The organism is Candidatus Nitrotoga fabula, from assembly GCF_905221025.1.
GTDB lineage: Bacteria > Pseudomonadota > Gammaproteobacteria > Burkholderiales > Gallionellaceae > Nitrotoga > Nitrotoga fabula.
The window spans coordinates 132,402-148,792 of sequence record NZ_CAJNBL010000041.1; the positions used below are offsets into that span (position 1 = coordinate 132,402).

The 16,391-nt window shown below is 53.0% G+C and carries 16 protein-coding genes and 3 tRNA genes; 14 read left to right on the plus strand and 5 right to left on the minus strand.

From position 1 onward, the window contains the following. Window positions 1–22: 22 nt before the first annotated feature. From KJA68_RS09605 to KJA68_RS09635, 7 genes are all read left to right on the plus strand, one after another. Entirely contained in the window at window positions 23–889 is an 867-nt protein-coding gene (locus KJA68_RS09605; protein ID WP_213036715.1) for a carbon-nitrogen hydrolase family protein, read from the plus strand. Between the two features lie 167 nt (window positions 890–1,056). Further along, window positions 1,057–2,502 carry a metalloprotease TldD gene (gene tldD, locus KJA68_RS09610; protein WP_213036716.1) on the plus strand — a complete coding sequence of 482 codons (1,446 nt, stop codon included), beginning with the start codon at window positions 1,057–1,059 and terminating at the stop codon, window positions 2,500–2,502. 319 nt (window positions 2,503–2,821) lie between these two features. Then, window positions 2,822–3,190, plus strand: a complete 369-nt coding sequence (hpf, locus tag KJA68_RS09615; protein WP_213036717.1) for a ribosome hibernation-promoting factor, HPF/YfiA family — start codon at window positions 2,822–2,824, stop codon at window positions 3,188–3,190. A 151-nt stretch (window positions 3,191–3,341) separates the two neighbouring features. Next, entirely contained in the window at window positions 3,342–3,827 is a 486-nt protein-coding gene (locus KJA68_RS09620; RefSeq protein WP_213036718.1) for a YbhB/YbcL family Raf kinase inhibitor-like protein, read from the plus strand. 396 nt (window positions 3,828–4,223) lie between these two features. Continuing rightward, a complete protein-coding gene (locus KJA68_RS09625) occupies window positions 4,224–5,735 on the plus strand; it encodes a c-type cytochrome (RefSeq protein ID WP_213036719.1) in 1,512 nt (503 codons plus the stop codon). Between the two features lie 23 nt (window positions 5,736–5,758). Further along, a complete protein-coding gene (locus KJA68_RS09630; protein WP_213036720.1) occupies window positions 5,759–6,367 on the plus strand; it encodes a superoxide dismutase family protein in 609 nt (202 codons plus the stop codon). Window positions 6,368–6,461: 94 nt separating this feature from the next. Next, window positions 6,462–6,821 carry a DsrE family protein gene (locus KJA68_RS09635; protein ID WP_213036721.1) on the plus strand — a complete coding sequence of 120 codons (360 nt, stop codon included), beginning with the start codon at window positions 6,462–6,464 and terminating at the stop codon, window positions 6,819–6,821. A gap of 121 nt (window positions 6,822–6,942) precedes the next feature. On the opposite strand, the gene katG is transcribed toward KJA68_RS09635, so the two are convergent. Further along, window positions 6,943–9,117, minus strand: a complete 2,175-nt coding sequence (gene katG / locus KJA68_RS09640; protein ID WP_213036722.1) for a catalase/peroxidase HPI — start codon at window positions 9,115–9,117, stop codon at window positions 6,943–6,945. Window positions 9,118–9,523: 406 nt separating this feature from the next. On the opposite strand from katG, the gene KJA68_RS09645 reads away from it, so the two are divergent. From KJA68_RS09645 to KJA68_RS09670, 6 genes are all read left to right on the plus strand, one after another. Beyond that, window positions 9,524–10,186, plus strand: coding sequence for a uracil-DNA glycosylase (locus KJA68_RS09645; protein WP_213036723.1), 663 nt, complete (start codon window positions 9,524–9,526; stop codon window positions 10,184–10,186). Next, a complete protein-coding gene (uvrC, locus tag KJA68_RS09650) occupies window positions 10,173–11,975 on the plus strand; it encodes an excinuclease ABC subunit UvrC (protein WP_213036738.1) in 1,803 nt (600 codons plus the stop codon). The genes KJA68_RS09645 and uvrC overlap by 14 nt, the downstream gene beginning before the upstream one ends. A gap of 2 nt (window positions 11,976–11,977) precedes the next feature. Next, window positions 11,978–12,553, plus strand: a complete 576-nt coding sequence (pgsA, locus tag KJA68_RS09655) for a CDP-diacylglycerol--glycerol-3-phosphate 3-phosphatidyltransferase (protein WP_213036724.1) — start codon at window positions 11,978–11,980, stop codon at window positions 12,551–12,553. 143 nt (window positions 12,554–12,696) lie between these two features. Next, window positions 12,697–12,773 (plus strand) — tRNA-Pro (locus KJA68_RS09660). A 42-nt stretch (window positions 12,774–12,815) separates the two neighbouring features. Beyond that, window positions 12,816–12,892 (plus strand) — tRNA-Arg (locus KJA68_RS09665). Window positions 12,893–12,921: 29 nt separating this feature from the next. Beyond that, window positions 12,922–12,997: transfer RNA gene (locus tag KJA68_RS09670), tRNA-His, on the plus strand. A gap of 186 nt (window positions 12,998–13,183) precedes the next feature. Here the strand turns inward: KJA68_RS09670 and KJA68_RS09675 are convergent. The 4 genes from KJA68_RS09675 to KJA68_RS09690 form a co-directional block, all read right to left on the minus strand. Then, window positions 13,184–13,450 (minus strand): transposase, encoded by a 267-nt coding sequence (locus KJA68_RS09675; protein ID WP_213036739.1) that lies wholly within the window; start codon window positions 13,448–13,450, stop codon window positions 13,184–13,186. Window positions 13,451–13,459: 9 nt separating this feature from the next. Beyond that, window positions 13,460–13,996: an IS110 family transposase gene (locus KJA68_RS09680; protein ID WP_213036725.1), complete on the minus strand. Its 537-nt coding sequence runs from the start codon at window positions 13,994–13,996 to the stop codon at window positions 13,460–13,462. A gap of 332 nt (window positions 13,997–14,328) precedes the next feature. Then, window positions 14,329–14,484 (minus strand): transposase, encoded by a 156-nt coding sequence (locus tag KJA68_RS09685; protein ID WP_213036726.1) that lies wholly within the window; start codon window positions 14,482–14,484, stop codon window positions 14,329–14,331. Between the two features lie 109 nt (window positions 14,485–14,593). Then, window positions 14,594–15,565, minus strand: coding sequence for a glycosyltransferase family 2 protein (locus tag KJA68_RS09690; protein ID WP_213036727.1), 972 nt, complete (start codon window positions 15,563–15,565; stop codon window positions 14,594–14,596). Between the two features lie 482 nt (window positions 15,566–16,047). Between KJA68_RS09690 and KJA68_RS09695 the strand changes: the two genes are divergently transcribed. Further along, on the plus strand, window positions 16,048–16,391 hold a 344-nt coding region (locus KJA68_RS09695; RefSeq protein ID WP_213036728.1), incomplete at its 3' end, for a transposase.

The following is a 16,391-nucleotide window of genomic DNA, read 5'->3' on the forward strand; positions in this document are numbered from 1 at the left end:
TATTTTTAAAGAAATCTCAAGAATGCAAGATAACCATGCTATCCGAAGACAGTTTTCCACCCCAGTGAATGCAGATGCTTTCAAGGTCGCTGCTGTGCAGATGGTATCGGGCCCCAGCGTTCCTGATAACCTGAATGAAGCACGCCGTCTGATTAAAACAGCTGTAGATCACGGGGCAGGTCTGGTTGTATTGCCGGAATATTTTCCCATTATGGGTCTGAACGATGCAGACAAGCTGGCGATATCCGAGCAACCTGGAAAGGGAGTCATTCAGGAGTTTCTGGGGGAAATGGCGCATACTTATAAAATCTGGCTGGTTGGCGGCACCATTCCCATGGTGGCAGATTCACCGGGTAAAATGCGCAATGCCTGTCTGGTTTTTGATGAAAGAGGCAAACAGGTGGCTCGCTATGACAAAATGCATCTGTTTAACCTTGATCTCGGCAAGGAGCAATACCATGAGGGGCGCACCATCGAACCTGGTGACCGGGTTGTGGTGGTAGACAGTCCATTCGGCAGGCTGGGTCTGGCAATCTGCTACGATCTGCGTTTCCCGGAAATTTTCCGGGCGATGCAAGATGTCGATATCATTGCACTTCCTTCTGCTTTTACTGAAACTACTGGAAAAGCACACTGGGAAGTCCTGGTGCGCGCGCGTGCCATCGAGAATCTGGCATATGTTGTTGCTGCGGGGCAAGGAGGATTTCACATCAACGGTCGTGAAACACACGGGAATAGCATGATCGTCGATCCCTGGGGCAAAATACTGGATCGTTTGCCCCACGGTTCAGGCGTGGTGGTTGAGGAAGTGAATCCGGCTTACCGCGCAAGTCTGCGTGCCAGTTTGCCCGCACTGTCTCATCGCAAGTTTGCTCCGTACCTGATCTGAAAACCGCCCGTCGTATTTTTTCCGGATGAGGCAAGGAACAATAACGCGCAAGATACGTCCTATTGGCGGTCTGGATCGGATATCAAGACAGAATCGGATACCGTCTGGAGTTTCTGGACAGGCAGGATTTTTCATAAACAATTTATTACATGTATATAGGTTTGACCATGCAAAATAATGATACGGTTTTTTCTCTTGCACAGCAGACCCTGCTTGCGCCAAATGCTCTTGAACCCGGCCAGCTGGAGCAGATTTTTGCCAAGATGCGGACGCACCAGGTGGATTATTCCGATCTGTATTTTCAATACGGACGTTCCGAAAGCTGGTCATTGGAGGAGGGCATTGTCAAATCAGGCAGCTTCAACATCGATCAGGGCGTAGGCGTGCGGGTGGTGAGCGGTGAAAAAACCGCATTTGCCTACTCGGATGACATCAGTATTTCTGCCCTGGAAAGCGCTGCAAAGACCACTCGGGCAATTGCGCGGCAAGGTGGGATGCAAATCGCGCCGCTGACGCGCGCGAACAGAAACCGTAGCCTGTATCTCCCACATGATCCGATTGCCAGCTTGAAGGATGCAGACAAGGTCGGAATGCTTGAGCGCGTGGAACGCTATGCGCGCGCGATAGATCCGCGTGTCACCCAGGTCATAGCCGGATTGGCGGGGGAATATGAAGTGGTGCTGGTGGCACGCAGCGATGGCCTGCTGAATGCCGATATCCGTCCCTTGGTGCGCCTTTCCCTACAGGTCATAGTGGAAAGCAATGGCAAAAGAGAACAGGGTTCATCCGGCGGGGGGGGGCGCTTTGACTATTCTTATTTCACCGATGAAGTGTTATCCGGGTATGCCGCCAAGGCTGTGCACCAGGCAGTAACCAACCTGGATGCCCGCCCTGCGCCTGCCGGGAACATGACGGTAGTCCTGGGCCCAGGCTGGCCTGGCGTTTTGCTGCATGAAGCTGTAGGGCATGGCCTGGAAGGAGATTTCAACCGCAAGGGCAGCTCCGCCTTTTCCGGCCGCATCGGCGAACAGGTGGCTGCCAGCGGTGTGACGGTCGTGGACGATGGTACGGTTGCCAACCGGCGTGGTTCATTGCAAATGGATGACGAAGGCAATCCAACACAGTGCACGGTTCTGATTGAGAATGGCATTCTGCGGGGATACCTTCAGGACAGCCTGAATGCCCGCCTGATGAACGTGCCTGTCACAGGAAATGCACGGAGGGAGTCTTTCGCGCATTTGCCGATGCCGCGCATGACGAACACTTACATGCTGAATGGTGACAAGGACCCGCAGGAGATAATTGCCTCGGTCAAACGCGGTTTATATGCTACCAATTTCGGTGGAGGACAGGTGGATATTACCAGCGGCAAGTTCGTATTTTCCACGGCGGAGGCCTATATGATCGAAGATGGGAAAATCACCTATCCGGTAAAAGGCGCAACCTTGATAGGCAATGGCCCCGATGTGCTGACCCGAATATCCATGATAGGCAACGACATGGCGCTAGATCCAGGCGTTGGGGTTTGCGGCAAGGAAGGTCAGAGTGTCCCTGTAGGGGTAGGCCAGCCAACTCTGAAAATCGATGGCCTGACAGTAGGAGGGACTGCGTAAGCGCTACGTGCAAGCGTGATGCGTGAATCCCGGAAATGGTCCATGAGCATCATGCTGTGATTTCCAGGATGGATTGTTTGAAAGAGCAGCAGGGTTTGCAGCTGCGTTTTGTTCGGCATTCCCGGGCACAGGCCGCAACTATCGTGTAATTGGATTTTTTTGTTTCAATCAGGATTTTTTGAGGTTTCAGAGCCGGAAGGAAAGAGAGTCTCATCAGAAGAATTGCTCGAGTCTGTCAAGCTGGTAGAATACGGGTATCAGAAGTGAAGTGAGAAACCGGGTTAACCAGTCAGAATTCTATAACTTGAGAGGAAAAGCAGTGCAGATACCATTACAAATTACCATTCGCGATGTAGATCATTCCGATGCGCTGGAACAGAGAATCCGTGAAAAGGCCAGCAAGCTCGAAGATTTTTTTAAACAAATCATTTCCTGCCGGGTTGTGGTTGAAATGCCGCACAAGCATCATCATCAAGGCAAGCAGTTCGATGTACGCATCGATATCGGGGTTCCTGGAAAAGAAATCGTGGTGAACCGTGATCACCACGAAGATGTGTATGTTGCTCTGCGCGACGCATTTGATGCGGCCAAACGTCAACTGGAAGACTATGTGCGGATCTCTCGTGGAGATGTCAAGAATCACGAGTTAAAGCGCACCGCAGAAAATACTGGTTCGGCAGAAGAGTAACAGAATACTGGCAGGAGATTTTTACTGTGCATTGTGGCTGTATCATGCGGTTCAGCCACAATTTTTAACCTCAACGGGGTTCCGGAATCCGTTCCGAAAAAAACCGGAGCGGTTTTTACCTGTGATTCATCACATGAGGAGTTCAACCATCATGTCTCTGATCATCACATCCCCCTCCTTCCGTCATAACGGCAAGATTCCTGCCCGCCATACGTGCGATGGCTCCGGAACTTCTCCTGCACTCAGCTGGAGTGGTGTGTCGGAGGGAACAAAAAGCCTGGTTTTAATTGTGGATGACCCGGATGCTCCCGATCCGTCTGCTCCTGAAATGATATGGGTGCACTGGGTTCTTTACAATCTCCCCCCCGACATTACTGGCCTGCCGGAAGGCATCCATGCGGAAAACCTGCCAGCGGGTACTGTGCAGGGAATCAACGACTGGTCGCGTACCGGCTATGGAGGGCCGTGTCCGCCAGTCGGCAATCATCGTTATTTTCACAGAATTTACGCATTGAATACCGTATTACCGGATCGTAAAAATGTAACCAGGACCATGCTGATGGAAATGATGCAAGCTCATGTCATTGCACAGGCTGAACTGGTTGGGCTATATCAAAGGCAGGAACCGATCCGGTAAATGGAGCGCCCGGTGAATAGCCCGGGTGAGTTTGCAAAGGCTACCAAAAAAATCAGAACCTCCACGGTAACCGCCACGAACCGGCATCCGGTGTAATTTTCGGGTGCAATTCTGTCTGAAATATTCAATACACAGATTCAAACAGGCGAACTTCTAAAATATCGGCTTAGGTGCAGGATTCCAATATCCCGCATATTCATTCCCAATATGCATGGCGGGGCAGGTTTTTACAGATAATTGTTCTGTTATGTGCGCTATCCAACATACCTGAAATGAAAACCTGATATACTTTTTTCGCGTTGCAATCATACCGATTTCTGTTTCCCTCTTCTGCCGGCCGTTGTTTACGGATGCGCACGGGCCAGGTGAGGTGACCAAAATGAAAGGAACCGCGACATGAATATCAGAAAAAGAATGGCAATTGGGAGCGCGCTTATCGCCTTGGGCTGGTTGTCTTTGCCCGGATTCTCGTCTGCAAGCGATCAGGTCGCCGCAAAAAAAATTCTTCAGCAGAATTGCGTCCAGTGCCACCGGCTGGAAGGCAAGCCAGACTCCCGTTTCAATCTCAAGGCTCCAGATCTGATCTGGGCCGGCAGCAAGTATCAGCGCCCGTGGCTGATCCGATGGCTGACCGGCAAGGAAGCGCCGCTCTATTCCAAAGGCTATCGATGGGATTTGAATCAAACTCCTGCCAAACATCCAGTTGTCAGTGAATCCGAAGCCAATGCGCTTGCCGATTATTTTGCCGCACACAACAAGGACGCACGGGTTACCGTCGGTGCCTTTGATGTCACGAAACTGTCGCGATATGAAGCCGATTTTGGCGCAATGGCCTACAAGGCGCATGCCTGTCTTGGCTGTCACACCATCGAGGAAGACGGGAAATTGATCGGCGGACCGCAAAGCACGGCACTGCATGAGTCTGGAAAGCGCTATGACAAGGACTGGCTCTATCGCTTCGCACTGAACCCGCAGGATTTCGTGCCGCATAGCGGCGAGTTTCTTGCAGATGCGACCGACCCGCAGGTTCGCGCGGTAATCGGATACCTGATGACGCAGGGCGTAAAAGACTTCCAGTATTATGAGCCCTGGACGAGCGCGGAATTTGACAAGGCCAGCGTCAGTCGCGGTAAGGTCCTGTACAAGGAATATTGCTCGCAGTGCCATGGGTTGACCGGGAAAGGGGACGGGCCGGCTGCATCCGGACTGGAACCCAAACCTGCAATCCACGCCAATATACCGTTCGACCAATTGCCAATGGAGTACCTGTACAACGTGATCAATCATGGTGGACCTGCAGTAGGAAAATCGTCCAATATGCCCTACTGGAACCTGACCCTTGGCCAGCAAGGCGTAGCCGATGTAATCGCCTACCTCAAGGCGACCTTCAAGGGAGCACCGGAAAGCACGGCAGCTACCAGTGCCGCTTCTCCAGCCGCTGCTGCAGCTGCCAGCGTCCTGCCTGCCAAGGCAGCGGCCATTGCAGCCCCGATTGCTGCTGTCGCTGCTGCAATTTCTTCGTCGGGGGGGGGCGGCCAGTCGGATGCCTGCATACAGCCGCGCAAGACAGTCCGGGCTCCAGACAGTTTCATGGCCATGAAAAATCCGCTCCCTGCCTCTGCCGAAGTATTGCAGGCCGGAAAGGAGCTATTCCAGAAAACCGCCAAGCCTGCTGCCTGTGCCATGTGTCATGGTGACAAGGGGGATGGCAAGGGCATGATGGGGGCGGCACTGGTGCCACCGCCCAGGAACTTCACCTGCAATGCCATGATGAAGGATATTCCGGATGGTCAGCTTTTTTGGATCATCAAGAAAGGCTCGCCCGGAACCGGCATGATGTCCTTCTCCGGATTGTCCGATGACAAGGTATGGCAGCTGATTCATTACATCCGTTCGCTGGCTCGCTAGGAAGCTCATAAAAGGGGACTATCATGAACAAGAGCAATTTGAAACAGGCAGTAAAGGCAGCTATGCTGATGGTGGCGGGCGTGTCTCTGCTGTCCGGGTGTGCTTCCGGTCATCATCAGGGAAAGCTGGAAAATGAACTGCATGCCGAGGCGGATATTGCCGGACCGGGCATTACCGGTAAGGCCTATTTGTCCCAGGAATACGAAGGCCGCGTCAAAATCAGAATTACCCTACAGGGTATGCCTGACAGCAAGCTGACCCCCGGCCGACATGGGGTTCACTTCCACGAAACCGGGGCGTGCGGGCCGACATTCGCGGCTGCGAAAGGCCATTACGATGGCAACATTGATTCGCAAATCAACCCGAAAGCGAATGTCGATCCCAGTCTTGGAAATCATCCCTATCACCTGGGCGACCTGCCGAACCTTGTGGTGGATGAGAACCGCAAGGGTACGCTATATGCCGTCAGCAGCAGTGTAACGCTGTCGCCCGGGCTGACGACCCTGTTTGACGCCGATGGGACCGCATTCATTATTCATGAGATTGAAGACCGGTTTCAGCCTGATCCGCCGACGAAAGATGGCCCCGGAGGAGCCAGGATCGCGTGCGGGGTGATTCAGAAGAAGACCTAACGCAAGGGAGAAAGGGGCCATCCTCGGTACTGATCGATGGCCCTTTATTTTTCAGGAAAGAAACCGCAAAAAAGAATAACAAAGGAGAACAAGAATGGCTACATTTATCGTTTCCGGCAGCCGGGGTACGGACGACCCGACCATGGCTACGCTGCCGTTCATGGCGGCAAAAGCCGCGAAAGAGCAGGGGCACGACGTGGTACTCTGGCTGTGGAACGAAGCCGTAACGCTTGCGCGCAATGGAACGGCGGAACATGTGCATGGCGTGAACCTGACCCCGATGAAAGATCTGCTGGCCGCGATACAACAGGCGGGAGTCCCCGTCTGGGTCTGTGGTGCCTGTGCCGTAGCGCGGCAGATCAATGCCGCGGATCTCGTAGCCGGCGCAACGATCAAAGGAATGCCCGATTATATCCGTGCGGTGGCGGAGCGCGATCGTAACGTGGTGTTCTGATCATTGGTATATCCAATATCATTGTTCCATACGGACATAAGCCAACCACACGGATGATCCAAAAATCTTAAGGAATTTTGTTACCTCATTTGGATTGCTGGCATCGAACACGATCTGAACGCTAGACCAGATCGAAGCGGTCAGCATTCATGACCTTCGTCCATGCAGCAACAAAGTCCTGCACGAATTTTTCCTGGCTGTCATCCTGAGCATAGACTTCGGCATAAGCGCGAAGGATCGAATTGGACCCGAATACGAGGTCAACCCGGGTTGCTGTCCACTGGACTGCACCGGTCTTGCGGTTGCGGATTTCATACAGGTTGTTTCCGGCAGGTTTCCATGTGTACGCCATGTCCGTCAGGTTGACAAAGAAATCATTGCTCAAAACCCCCACGCGATCGGTGAACACACCGTGCCGGGTGCCACCGTGGTTGGTACCCAGAACACGCATACCGCCTACCAGCGCGGTCATTTCAGGGGCCGTCAGACCCATCAGCTGGGTGCGGTCTAGCATCAGTTCTTCGCCATGGACGGCATAATCCTTTTGGAGCCAATTGCGATACCCGTCATGGATCGGTTCCAGCACGTCGAACGACTCGGCATCCGTCATGTCCTGGGAGGCGTCCCCCCGTCCCGCAGCAAAGGGAACGCTGATGTTCACGCCTGCAGCCCGGGCAGCCTGCTCAATCCCCACGTTGCCGGCCAGCACAATGACATCGGCCACGCTGGCACCGGTATCTGCCGCGATGCCTTCGAGCACCGTAAGCACTTTGGCCAGGCGCGCAGGTTCATTGCCTTCCCAGTCTTTTTGCGGGGCGAGGCGGATACGCGCACCGTTGGCCCCGCCGCGCTTGTCCGAACCACGGAAAGTACGTGCGCTGTCCCATGCGGTGGTTACCATTTCGCTGACACTTAAACCGCTGGCTGTGATCCTTGCCTTCACGGCAGCAATATCGTAGTCGGTGCGGCCTGTGGGAACCGGATCCTGCCAGATCAGGTCTTCTTTCGGCACATCCGGCCCGAGGTAACGTGATTTCGGGCCCATGTCGCGGTGGGTCAGCTTGAACCAGGCTCGTGCAAAGACTTCTGAAAAGTATGCAGGATCCTGATAAAAGCGCTCGGAAATTGCCCGATAGGCCGGATCCATCTTCATGGCCATGTCGGCATCGGTCATGATCGGGTTGTAGCGGATCGAAGGATCTTCGACATCAACCGGCTTGTCTTCTTCCCGGATGTTGATGGGCTCCCACTGCCAGGCACCGGCCGGGCTCTTTTTCAGCTCCCAGTCGTACGTGAACAGCAGGTAGAAATAGCCGTTATCCCACTGGGTGGGGTGAGTCGTCCATGCGCCTTCAATACCGCTGCTAACCGTATTGCGTCCAATGCCGCGTTGGGTCTTGTTGATCCAGCCCAGACCCTGGTCGTCGATATCAGCCGCCTCAGGAACCGGGCCCAGCAGCTTGGCATCGCCATTGCCGTGGCTTTTGCCCACCGTGTGGCCACCAGCGGTGAGAGCGACGGTCTCCTCGTCGTTCATGGCCATGCGCGCGAAAGTCACGCGCACGTCATGCGCGGTCTTGAGCGGGTCAGGCTTGCCATCCACGCCTTCAGGGTTAACGTAGATCAGCCCCATCATCACCGCGGCCAGCGGATTTTCCAGGTTGCGCTCGCCGGAATAGCGGCTGTTGGCGCTGCCACTGGGGGCCAGCCACTCTTTCTCGGAACCCCAGTAGGTGTCCTTTTCCGGATGCCAGATATCCTCGCGCCCAAAAGCGAAACCGAAGGTCTTCAAACCCATCGATTCATAGGCAATGGTGCCAGCCAGAATCATCAGGTCAGCCCAGCTGAGCCTGTTGCCGTATTTTTTCTTGATCGGCCAGAGCAGGCGGCGAGCCTTGTCCAGGTTTACGTTGTCGGGCCACGAGTTGATGGGCGCAAAGCGCTGGTTGCCCCTGCCGCCGCCACCACGACCATCCGCGATGCGATAGGTGCCCGCTGAGTGCCAGGCCATACGGATCATCAGTCCACCGTAGTGCCCCCAGTCTGCCGGCCACCAGTCCTGACTGTCCGTCATCAGGACATGCAAGTCCTTTTTGAGCGCTGCCACGTCCAGTTTTTTGACCTCTTCACGATAGTTGAAGCCACTGCCCATCGGATTGGTCTTGCTATCGTGCTGATGCAGGATGTCAAGGTTGAGCGCCCTGGGCCACCACTCCATGTTTGACATGCCGGTAGACGTGGCTCCGCCATGCATCACCGGGCACTTGCCGCCAGTATTTGTATTATTCTGATCCATCGTTAAGCTCCTCTGCTATGTCTAAATGATGTCCTGATTGCTGAATATCAAGCCTTAGTTCATGGAGATGGCAATATTGGCTACAGGAACCGATCTCTCTGCCATTTCATTATCTTACTATGTGGTGATCTTGCCCAAAGAGATATTTTAATGTGGCGGTGGCTGGAATATAGGCATGGAGTCAGCACAGTGTCAAAAATGATGATCAGTGAATAATTACAGGTCGAAATAACGACTCAACTATTACAGGTTAGTACCGCTTGCAGCTCAGGGTTTATGTTCTGGCCAATCTGGTAGAAAATACAGGATATGAATGACTGGAATGCTGGCTGGATTGGGAATATGGATTGCTACGTAATGGGTTTTAGCCAGAATGACGTTTTGTGGATGCACGGGCAGGTAGCGCATGGAATTTAACCCGGACTGCCGTCTATGCCCGCGTCTTGCGCATTTTCTGGAAGCAGTGCGCCAGACCCACCCTGAGTATTATGCCCATCCGGTGCCATCCTTTGGCGACGCAAAGGCGCCTCTGCTGATCGTGGGTCTGGCTCCCGGCATGCACGGTGCAAACCGCACCGGGCGTCCTTTTACCGGGGATTTTGCCGGAAAACTGCTGTATTCCACCCTGTATCAATTCGGGTTTTCCAGTGATCCAGAACCATTGAATGAGGCAGGCCATGCCAATGCCGAACTGGTGTTGCGGGGATGCCGTGTTACTAATGCGGTGCGTTGCCTGCCACCACAGAACAAGCCGGAACCCGCTGAAGTGAGGCAATGCAATCCGTATCTGGCGGATGAGCTGGCTGGCCTGCCTTCCCGGGCTGCCGTGCTGGCCCTGGGTTCGGTTGCCCATACGGCGATTTTGCGCGCGCTGGGGTTACAGCCCGGGATAGCCAGATTTTCCCATGGTGCGCACCATGCCTTGCCCAACGGTTTCATGTTGTATGACAGCTACCATTGCAGCCGTTACAATACCCAGACCAGGCGCCTGAACGAGGCTATGTTTCATGCCGTTTTCAGTGAAATTACATTATATTTGAGCAGTCTTGGCTACAATCCCCGAGTTTGACGTCCGATCTTTCATCGCCGGTCTGCCGTTGCTGCCTGGTGTATACCGCATGCTCGACAGCCAGGGTCAGGTGTTATATGTTGGCAAGGCTGGCCAGCTTAAAAAGCGCGTCGCTTCCTATTTCCATAAAACCAATGTTTCGCCGCGCATCGCCTTGATGGTTTCGCATATTGCCCGCATCGAGGTCACGGTCACCCCTACCGAGGCAGAAGCGCTGCTGCTTGAAAACAACCTGATCAAGGCGCTGAAGCCCCGCTACAATATCCTGTTCCGGGATGACAAGTCTTATCCCTATATTGTGCTGACCGGGCATGCTTTCCCGCGGCTCGTTTATCATCGCAGCCTGACAGCCAGACATCATCAGTATTTCGGACCCTATCCCAATTCCCATGCCGCCAGGGAAAGCATCCAGCTACTGCAAAGGATTTTTCGCATTCGCACATGTGAGGATATCTCGTTTTCCAACCGTACCCGTCCGTGCTTGCTGCACCAGATTCACCGCTGCACCGCTCCATGCGTGGGCCTGATCAGCCAGCAGGACTATGCAGCCGATGTTCGAAACGCAATCCTTCTTTTGCAGGGCAAACAGGGTGAGGTGGAAGCGAAGCTGCGGCAGGCCATGGAGCAGGCGGCGGAAAAGCAGCATTACGAGCAGGCCGCCGCGCTGCGCGACCAGTTGCAGGCGCTGCATACCGTTCAGCAAAAGCAGTTTATGGAGAGTGGCCGAGCGACGGATGCTGACATTGTTGCCGTGGCGGAACTGAACGGGGCGCTATGCCTCAATGTGGCGATGGTGCGCGGAGGAAGGCATCTGGGGGACAAAAGCTATTTTCCGCAAAACGCAGCCGGACAGACCGCCCAGGAAGTGCTGCATGCCTTCCTGACACAGCATTATCTGGACCACCCTGTGCCTTCATTGATTTTGATCAGCATGCCGATTGCGGCGGGGGCGCTGGAAGAACTGCTAAGCGAACAGGCTGGCCACAGGGTGCAGATCCGGCATGGGTTAAGGGGCGAGCGCCGCAAGTGGCTCGAAATGGCAGAGAAAAATGCCTTGCTGGTGCTGGGCCAGCAGGCCGGACAGATGGCCGGGCAGCTCGCGCGGCTGGAAAAACTGCGCGAAGTGCTTGGGCTCCCGCAGCTTTCCCGCATCGAATGCTTCGATATCAGTCATACCATGGGGGAAGCAACGGTGGCATCTTGCGTGGTGTACGACAATATGGCGATGCGCTCTGCAGAATACCGCCGCTACAATATCACTGGCATTACCGGAGGGGATGATTATGCAGCCATGCGTCAGGCTCTGCTGCGTCGTTACCAGAAGTTGCACGCGGGAGAAGGCATGCGCCCCGACCTGATTCTGATCGATGGTGGTGAGGGTCAGCTGAACGTGGCGACTCAGGTGATGGAACAGCTGGGATTGCAGGAAATCCCGCTGATGGGAGTTGCCAAGGGCGTAGAGCGCAAGCCCGGGATGGAGCAATTGTTGCTACCCCAGCAGGAAAAGCCGTTACAATTGCCGCCGGATAGCCCGGCGCTGCACCTGATCCAGCAGGTGCGTGACGAGGCACACCGTTTTGCCATTGGTGGACACCGTGCAAAGCGTGGCAAGGCGCGCACTACGTCTATGCTGGAGGAGATCAGCGGGGTAGGGGAGAGACGCCGGCGGAACCTGTTGGCCCGGTTCGGCGGATTACAGGGCGTCAGTCAGGCGAGCGTGGAGGAACTGGCGCAGGTGGACGGAATTAGTACGGCGCTGGCGAAAAAAATTTATCAACAATTGCACTGATCATGCCCTTCAATATCCCCAATCTGCTGACCTGGTTCCGCATTATTCTAATTCCCGTGTTTCTTGCCGTGTTCTACCTGCCGGATGCGGTCCTTACGCTGCACCAGAAGCATCTGGTCAGCACGGTGATCTTTGCGCTGGCCGCCTTCACCGACTGGCTGGACGGCTACCTTGCGCGCGCGCTTGACCAGACTTCCGCATTCGGGGCGTTCCTGGATCCGGTGGCCGACAAGCTGATGGTGGCTGCGGCACTGGTTGTTCTGGTCCAGCTTGGCTATGTGGACATGGTCATTGCATTTATCATCATCGGGCGAGAAATCGCGATTTCCGCCCTGCGGGAATGGATGGCGCAGGTCGGGGAAAGCAGGAGCACGGCGGTTTCCCTGCTGGGCAAGGCGAAAACCATGTTTCAGATGGTCGCCATCTTGCTACTGTTACTGCATGACTCGATTGCTGGCTTGCCATCTGCCTCGCTGGGCACGTTGCTGATCTACCTGGCTGCTTTTTTGACCTTGTGGTCCATGGTGTATTACCTGAGGCTCGCGTTACCGCAGATTACAGGCAAATCCTGTGAATAGGCCTTAAGTGAAACAGGTTTTTCCCGCTTCATGCCGTGGTTCCGTGCAAGATCGCGCTGAAAAGAAAAGGTGTGCAATTTTTGCGATAAACTGTCCGCGGCCAATTGATTTTTTTTCTCACCAAGGGTATGATTCAAATCTTTCGGGGTGTAGCGTAGCCTGGTAGCGCGCCTGCTTTGGGAGCAGGATGTCGGGAGTTCGAATCTCTCCACCCCGACCAGATATCCAAGAGGTACTGAGTCGAATGGCTCTTCAGGAAATTGTGCCCGTAGCTCAATCGGATAGAGCACCAGCCTTCTAAGCTGGGGGTTACAGGTTCGATTCCTGTCGGGCACGCCAATGACGGGTCTTGTTGAGTTTTCCATGTGGTGGCTGTAGCTCAGTTGGTAGAGTCCCGGATTGTGATTCCGGTTGTCGTGGGTTCGAGTCCCATCAGCCACCCCAGTTTATTAGAGGTCATTAAAGGCTTGCAGAAATGCAGGTCTTTTTTTATGTCCAACCAGTTCCTGTCACCCTGTTTTCAGTGAAATCGATTTTTCGTCAGTACCTGCATCACTGTATATTTGCTGGTTGAAATATAGCGTTTGGATGAATGTGAGCCCTACCCCATTAACGGGGGATGAGCATTCATCAGACCCGGTTAATTACACCGTTCCATCCGCACTGAGCGAAGACTCGCATGCGGTAATTTTCAAAATTCCTGAACCCATATGCTCTGCGCGAGAACATCTCCATCTTCGTGTGGAATCCTTCGGTGATGCCGTTCGATCTGGAGAAACGCCACATGTGCACAATAGGTTCGAGCCACGATAATAACGTAGTGGCGAGCGCCTCGTCCGTCTGTGCGCCGCAAGAATTTCTACTTCCAGGCGGGCATTTTCCTGGCTGCGTTTCGATGGCACCTGGTTACATCACGCATGGAAACGGCATTCTGATACCCCGAGTACCCGACACATCAGCGACAGTGCTTTTTGCATGTGCTGTATATGGGAAGCGGCATAATCCAAATGCCGTTCGCGTGAGCGCAAATAAGACCGAAGTGCTGCGATTTCTCGTCCAGGGCGAAAACTGGCACGCAACAAACGCGCAAGCGTGAAGTCGTTGCAACCACTGCGCATCGTTGACATCACTCTTTCTGCCGGGTACGGCGCGCGCTTCACGCGCATTGGCTAGGATGACATTGATTCCATGTGATTCAAGTACTTCATATGCAGCCACCCAGTAAACACCTGCCGACTCCATCGCGACTGTCTTGATACCAACCTCGGTTAACCAATCTGCCATATGCAGCAGATCGCTTGTAAACGCCTGAAACGTTTGTACGGGCTCGTCACATAGGTCAGACCCAACAGCAACAACGTGAAAGCGAGAACCTATGTCGATACCTGCGGCAAATTCATTAATAATGGGCAGCCCTGTGGGCTTAGTTCTATTTCCTGACATTATCCACCTCCTGATTAATAAAACGCAAGACGGGAGACTCGGATTAAATCAATTTCCTAAACGGGGTCACCTTGCGATGCCGCCACAGACGGGTCCGCAGCTTCCCCTGGACCATGTTTTTTGACGGGGTCAAAACCTCCAAGAAGCTGCCGGCCACTGTCCGCGTTCACGCAGTGTACTCCCCAGTGTTTCTATGCATAAGGAATGCGGCAAGCCGTGTGGGCAGTTTTTTAGGAAATCGCGCTCCATTTTTGTTTCCGCCAATTCCCGTTTCAGCCTGGATAGCTCCATTTTCAGTTCGCTGATCGCCCTTTGATTCTTGCCAACGGATGCTATTTTCCCTTCCTCGCCGCCGTGACCCAGTGATTCAGCGACGATTTCGGCAGCCGCTTGGCAACCTCAGTCACGGACGGGCCACTTTCCTGATAGGTCCGTACTGCCTGCTCCTTGAATCCCGGACTGTATTCCGCCCTCAGTAATTTCTCCATTTCCATCCTCCGTTTCTTCCCTCATTTTACGAAACGTTGAACTCTTTGAAATTCAGCATACGTCATCTGGATGAATACTGAAAATATTGGATACCCACACATCCATGATTTAATGCATGGGGAAAAAAGGGGTAGGCTTGTTTTTGTGTTGGCGAATATGTTCCGATCTTACCCCAAGGTGGTAGGCGATCATGCCAATTCCAAAAAAGAGTGATCCTTTGGCTTTCTCTTTGAAAAATTCATCGCGTATTAATATAAAAAAATCACGATCTAATTGATAGTGGTATGGTATTGGTTGCAAACCTTTAAGCAGGGATTCTAGAATTACGTGGCTTTTTCCGTATTCGTACATTAAACGTATCAGATAGAAAAATTTCGAACGGCGGACAAGGTCAATGTGATGAAATATCTTAAGCGCAGGAACGTAAGCACAAGATAGCCCTAAACGGACCGCACCCCGCATCATCATCGAATCACCGCATGATGCAAGGCCATTTTTTCCGTTTCGGTCCAGTTTGAAAAATTTTACGTTCATTGATGAATTTTGAAGGAACCTGTTTAAAACCTTTCGATGAACCCAGGCGCTTGCTCCAGGAGGTTCTGCGTCCGTCCATTGATCCACTTGAGTGATTTTCAATTCTTCACCGGGGTTTTTAATGCCTAGATAGGGGAGGAATGGAGCCAACCATCGGTCATAATTTGCACCTTCAGGTAGTAATAACTTTCCTCCAAAACAACCAATCTCTGGATGCAAATGAATAAAATCCAGTCCAACTTGAATAAAATTCGGTGTGGGTTCGTTATCGTCGTCCAGCCATAACACCCATTCAGATGTGGTATTTCGTATTGCAGCTATACGTGCATGCTGCAAGCCAAGTTTTGGCTCGCGTATTAACAGGGTTGGGATTCCCAAATGAATCAGAGGTAGCAGTATGCTTTCAGATAAGGGAGGGATGCAGTGATTATCAATGAGAATTACTCTGAAAACTTCAGGTTTTACGTTTTGATTTGCCAGTCCTGAGATGGTCAAAGAAAGTATATCCATTCTTGGATTGTGGGTGCAAATACATACATCAATCATTAGATATACCCCAGTTTATGCAAATCCAGAAAAACATGCAGAATTATTTGAAATAGTTGGCGTAATTAAGCTGCCAGCACTAATGATCGGCATACATAGAATCTATAAACCGCTTGGCATGCCAGTGCAGTAAAGTCTTGGCAAAAGTCGGATTAGTATAGCAGATAGCAATGTCTCCCGAGCGTCGTGGTGCAAGAGTGTGTAAGGAGTCGTTCTAATGTCTTGCTTCAACTCCACCTTGATATGAACAGGTCACGCCGCGTAGTACAAGCAAGCAGGGCTGAGCCTGGGTCGGGCCCATACGTGAATATCCTGCGCCCGCTTGACACTTTGCACCAAACCTGGTATTCCCAAGATAAAATCGACCGTGGACATCGACGTTGCCTTCATTAAACGTGCTTCTTCGTAAAAACAAGTCTAAGTAAGGTCTGATTAATTTCTGGTCATGAGATAATTTGAGCAGTCATTTGGAAAGGGCACCCATGCGCCAGAGTACCTTCAGCAGCGGATTTGAGAAGCACGGCAAGAAGACCCGAAAGGAACGATTTCTGGGGGAGATGGATCAGGTCATCCCCTGGAAAGACCTGAGTCAGGCTTTGGAGCCGCACTATCCCAACCCGCAAGGCGCAGGGCGAAGACCAATTGGATTGGAGCGGATGCTACGCATCTATTTCATGCAGCACTGGTACAACCTGTCTGACCCTGCAATGGAAGATGCGCTGTATGATTCGTGGGCGATGCGCGAGTTTGCGGGAATCGATCTGGGTAACGAAGCGGCGCCTGACGAGAGCACTATCCTTCAGTTTCGTCATCGGATGGAAGCTTG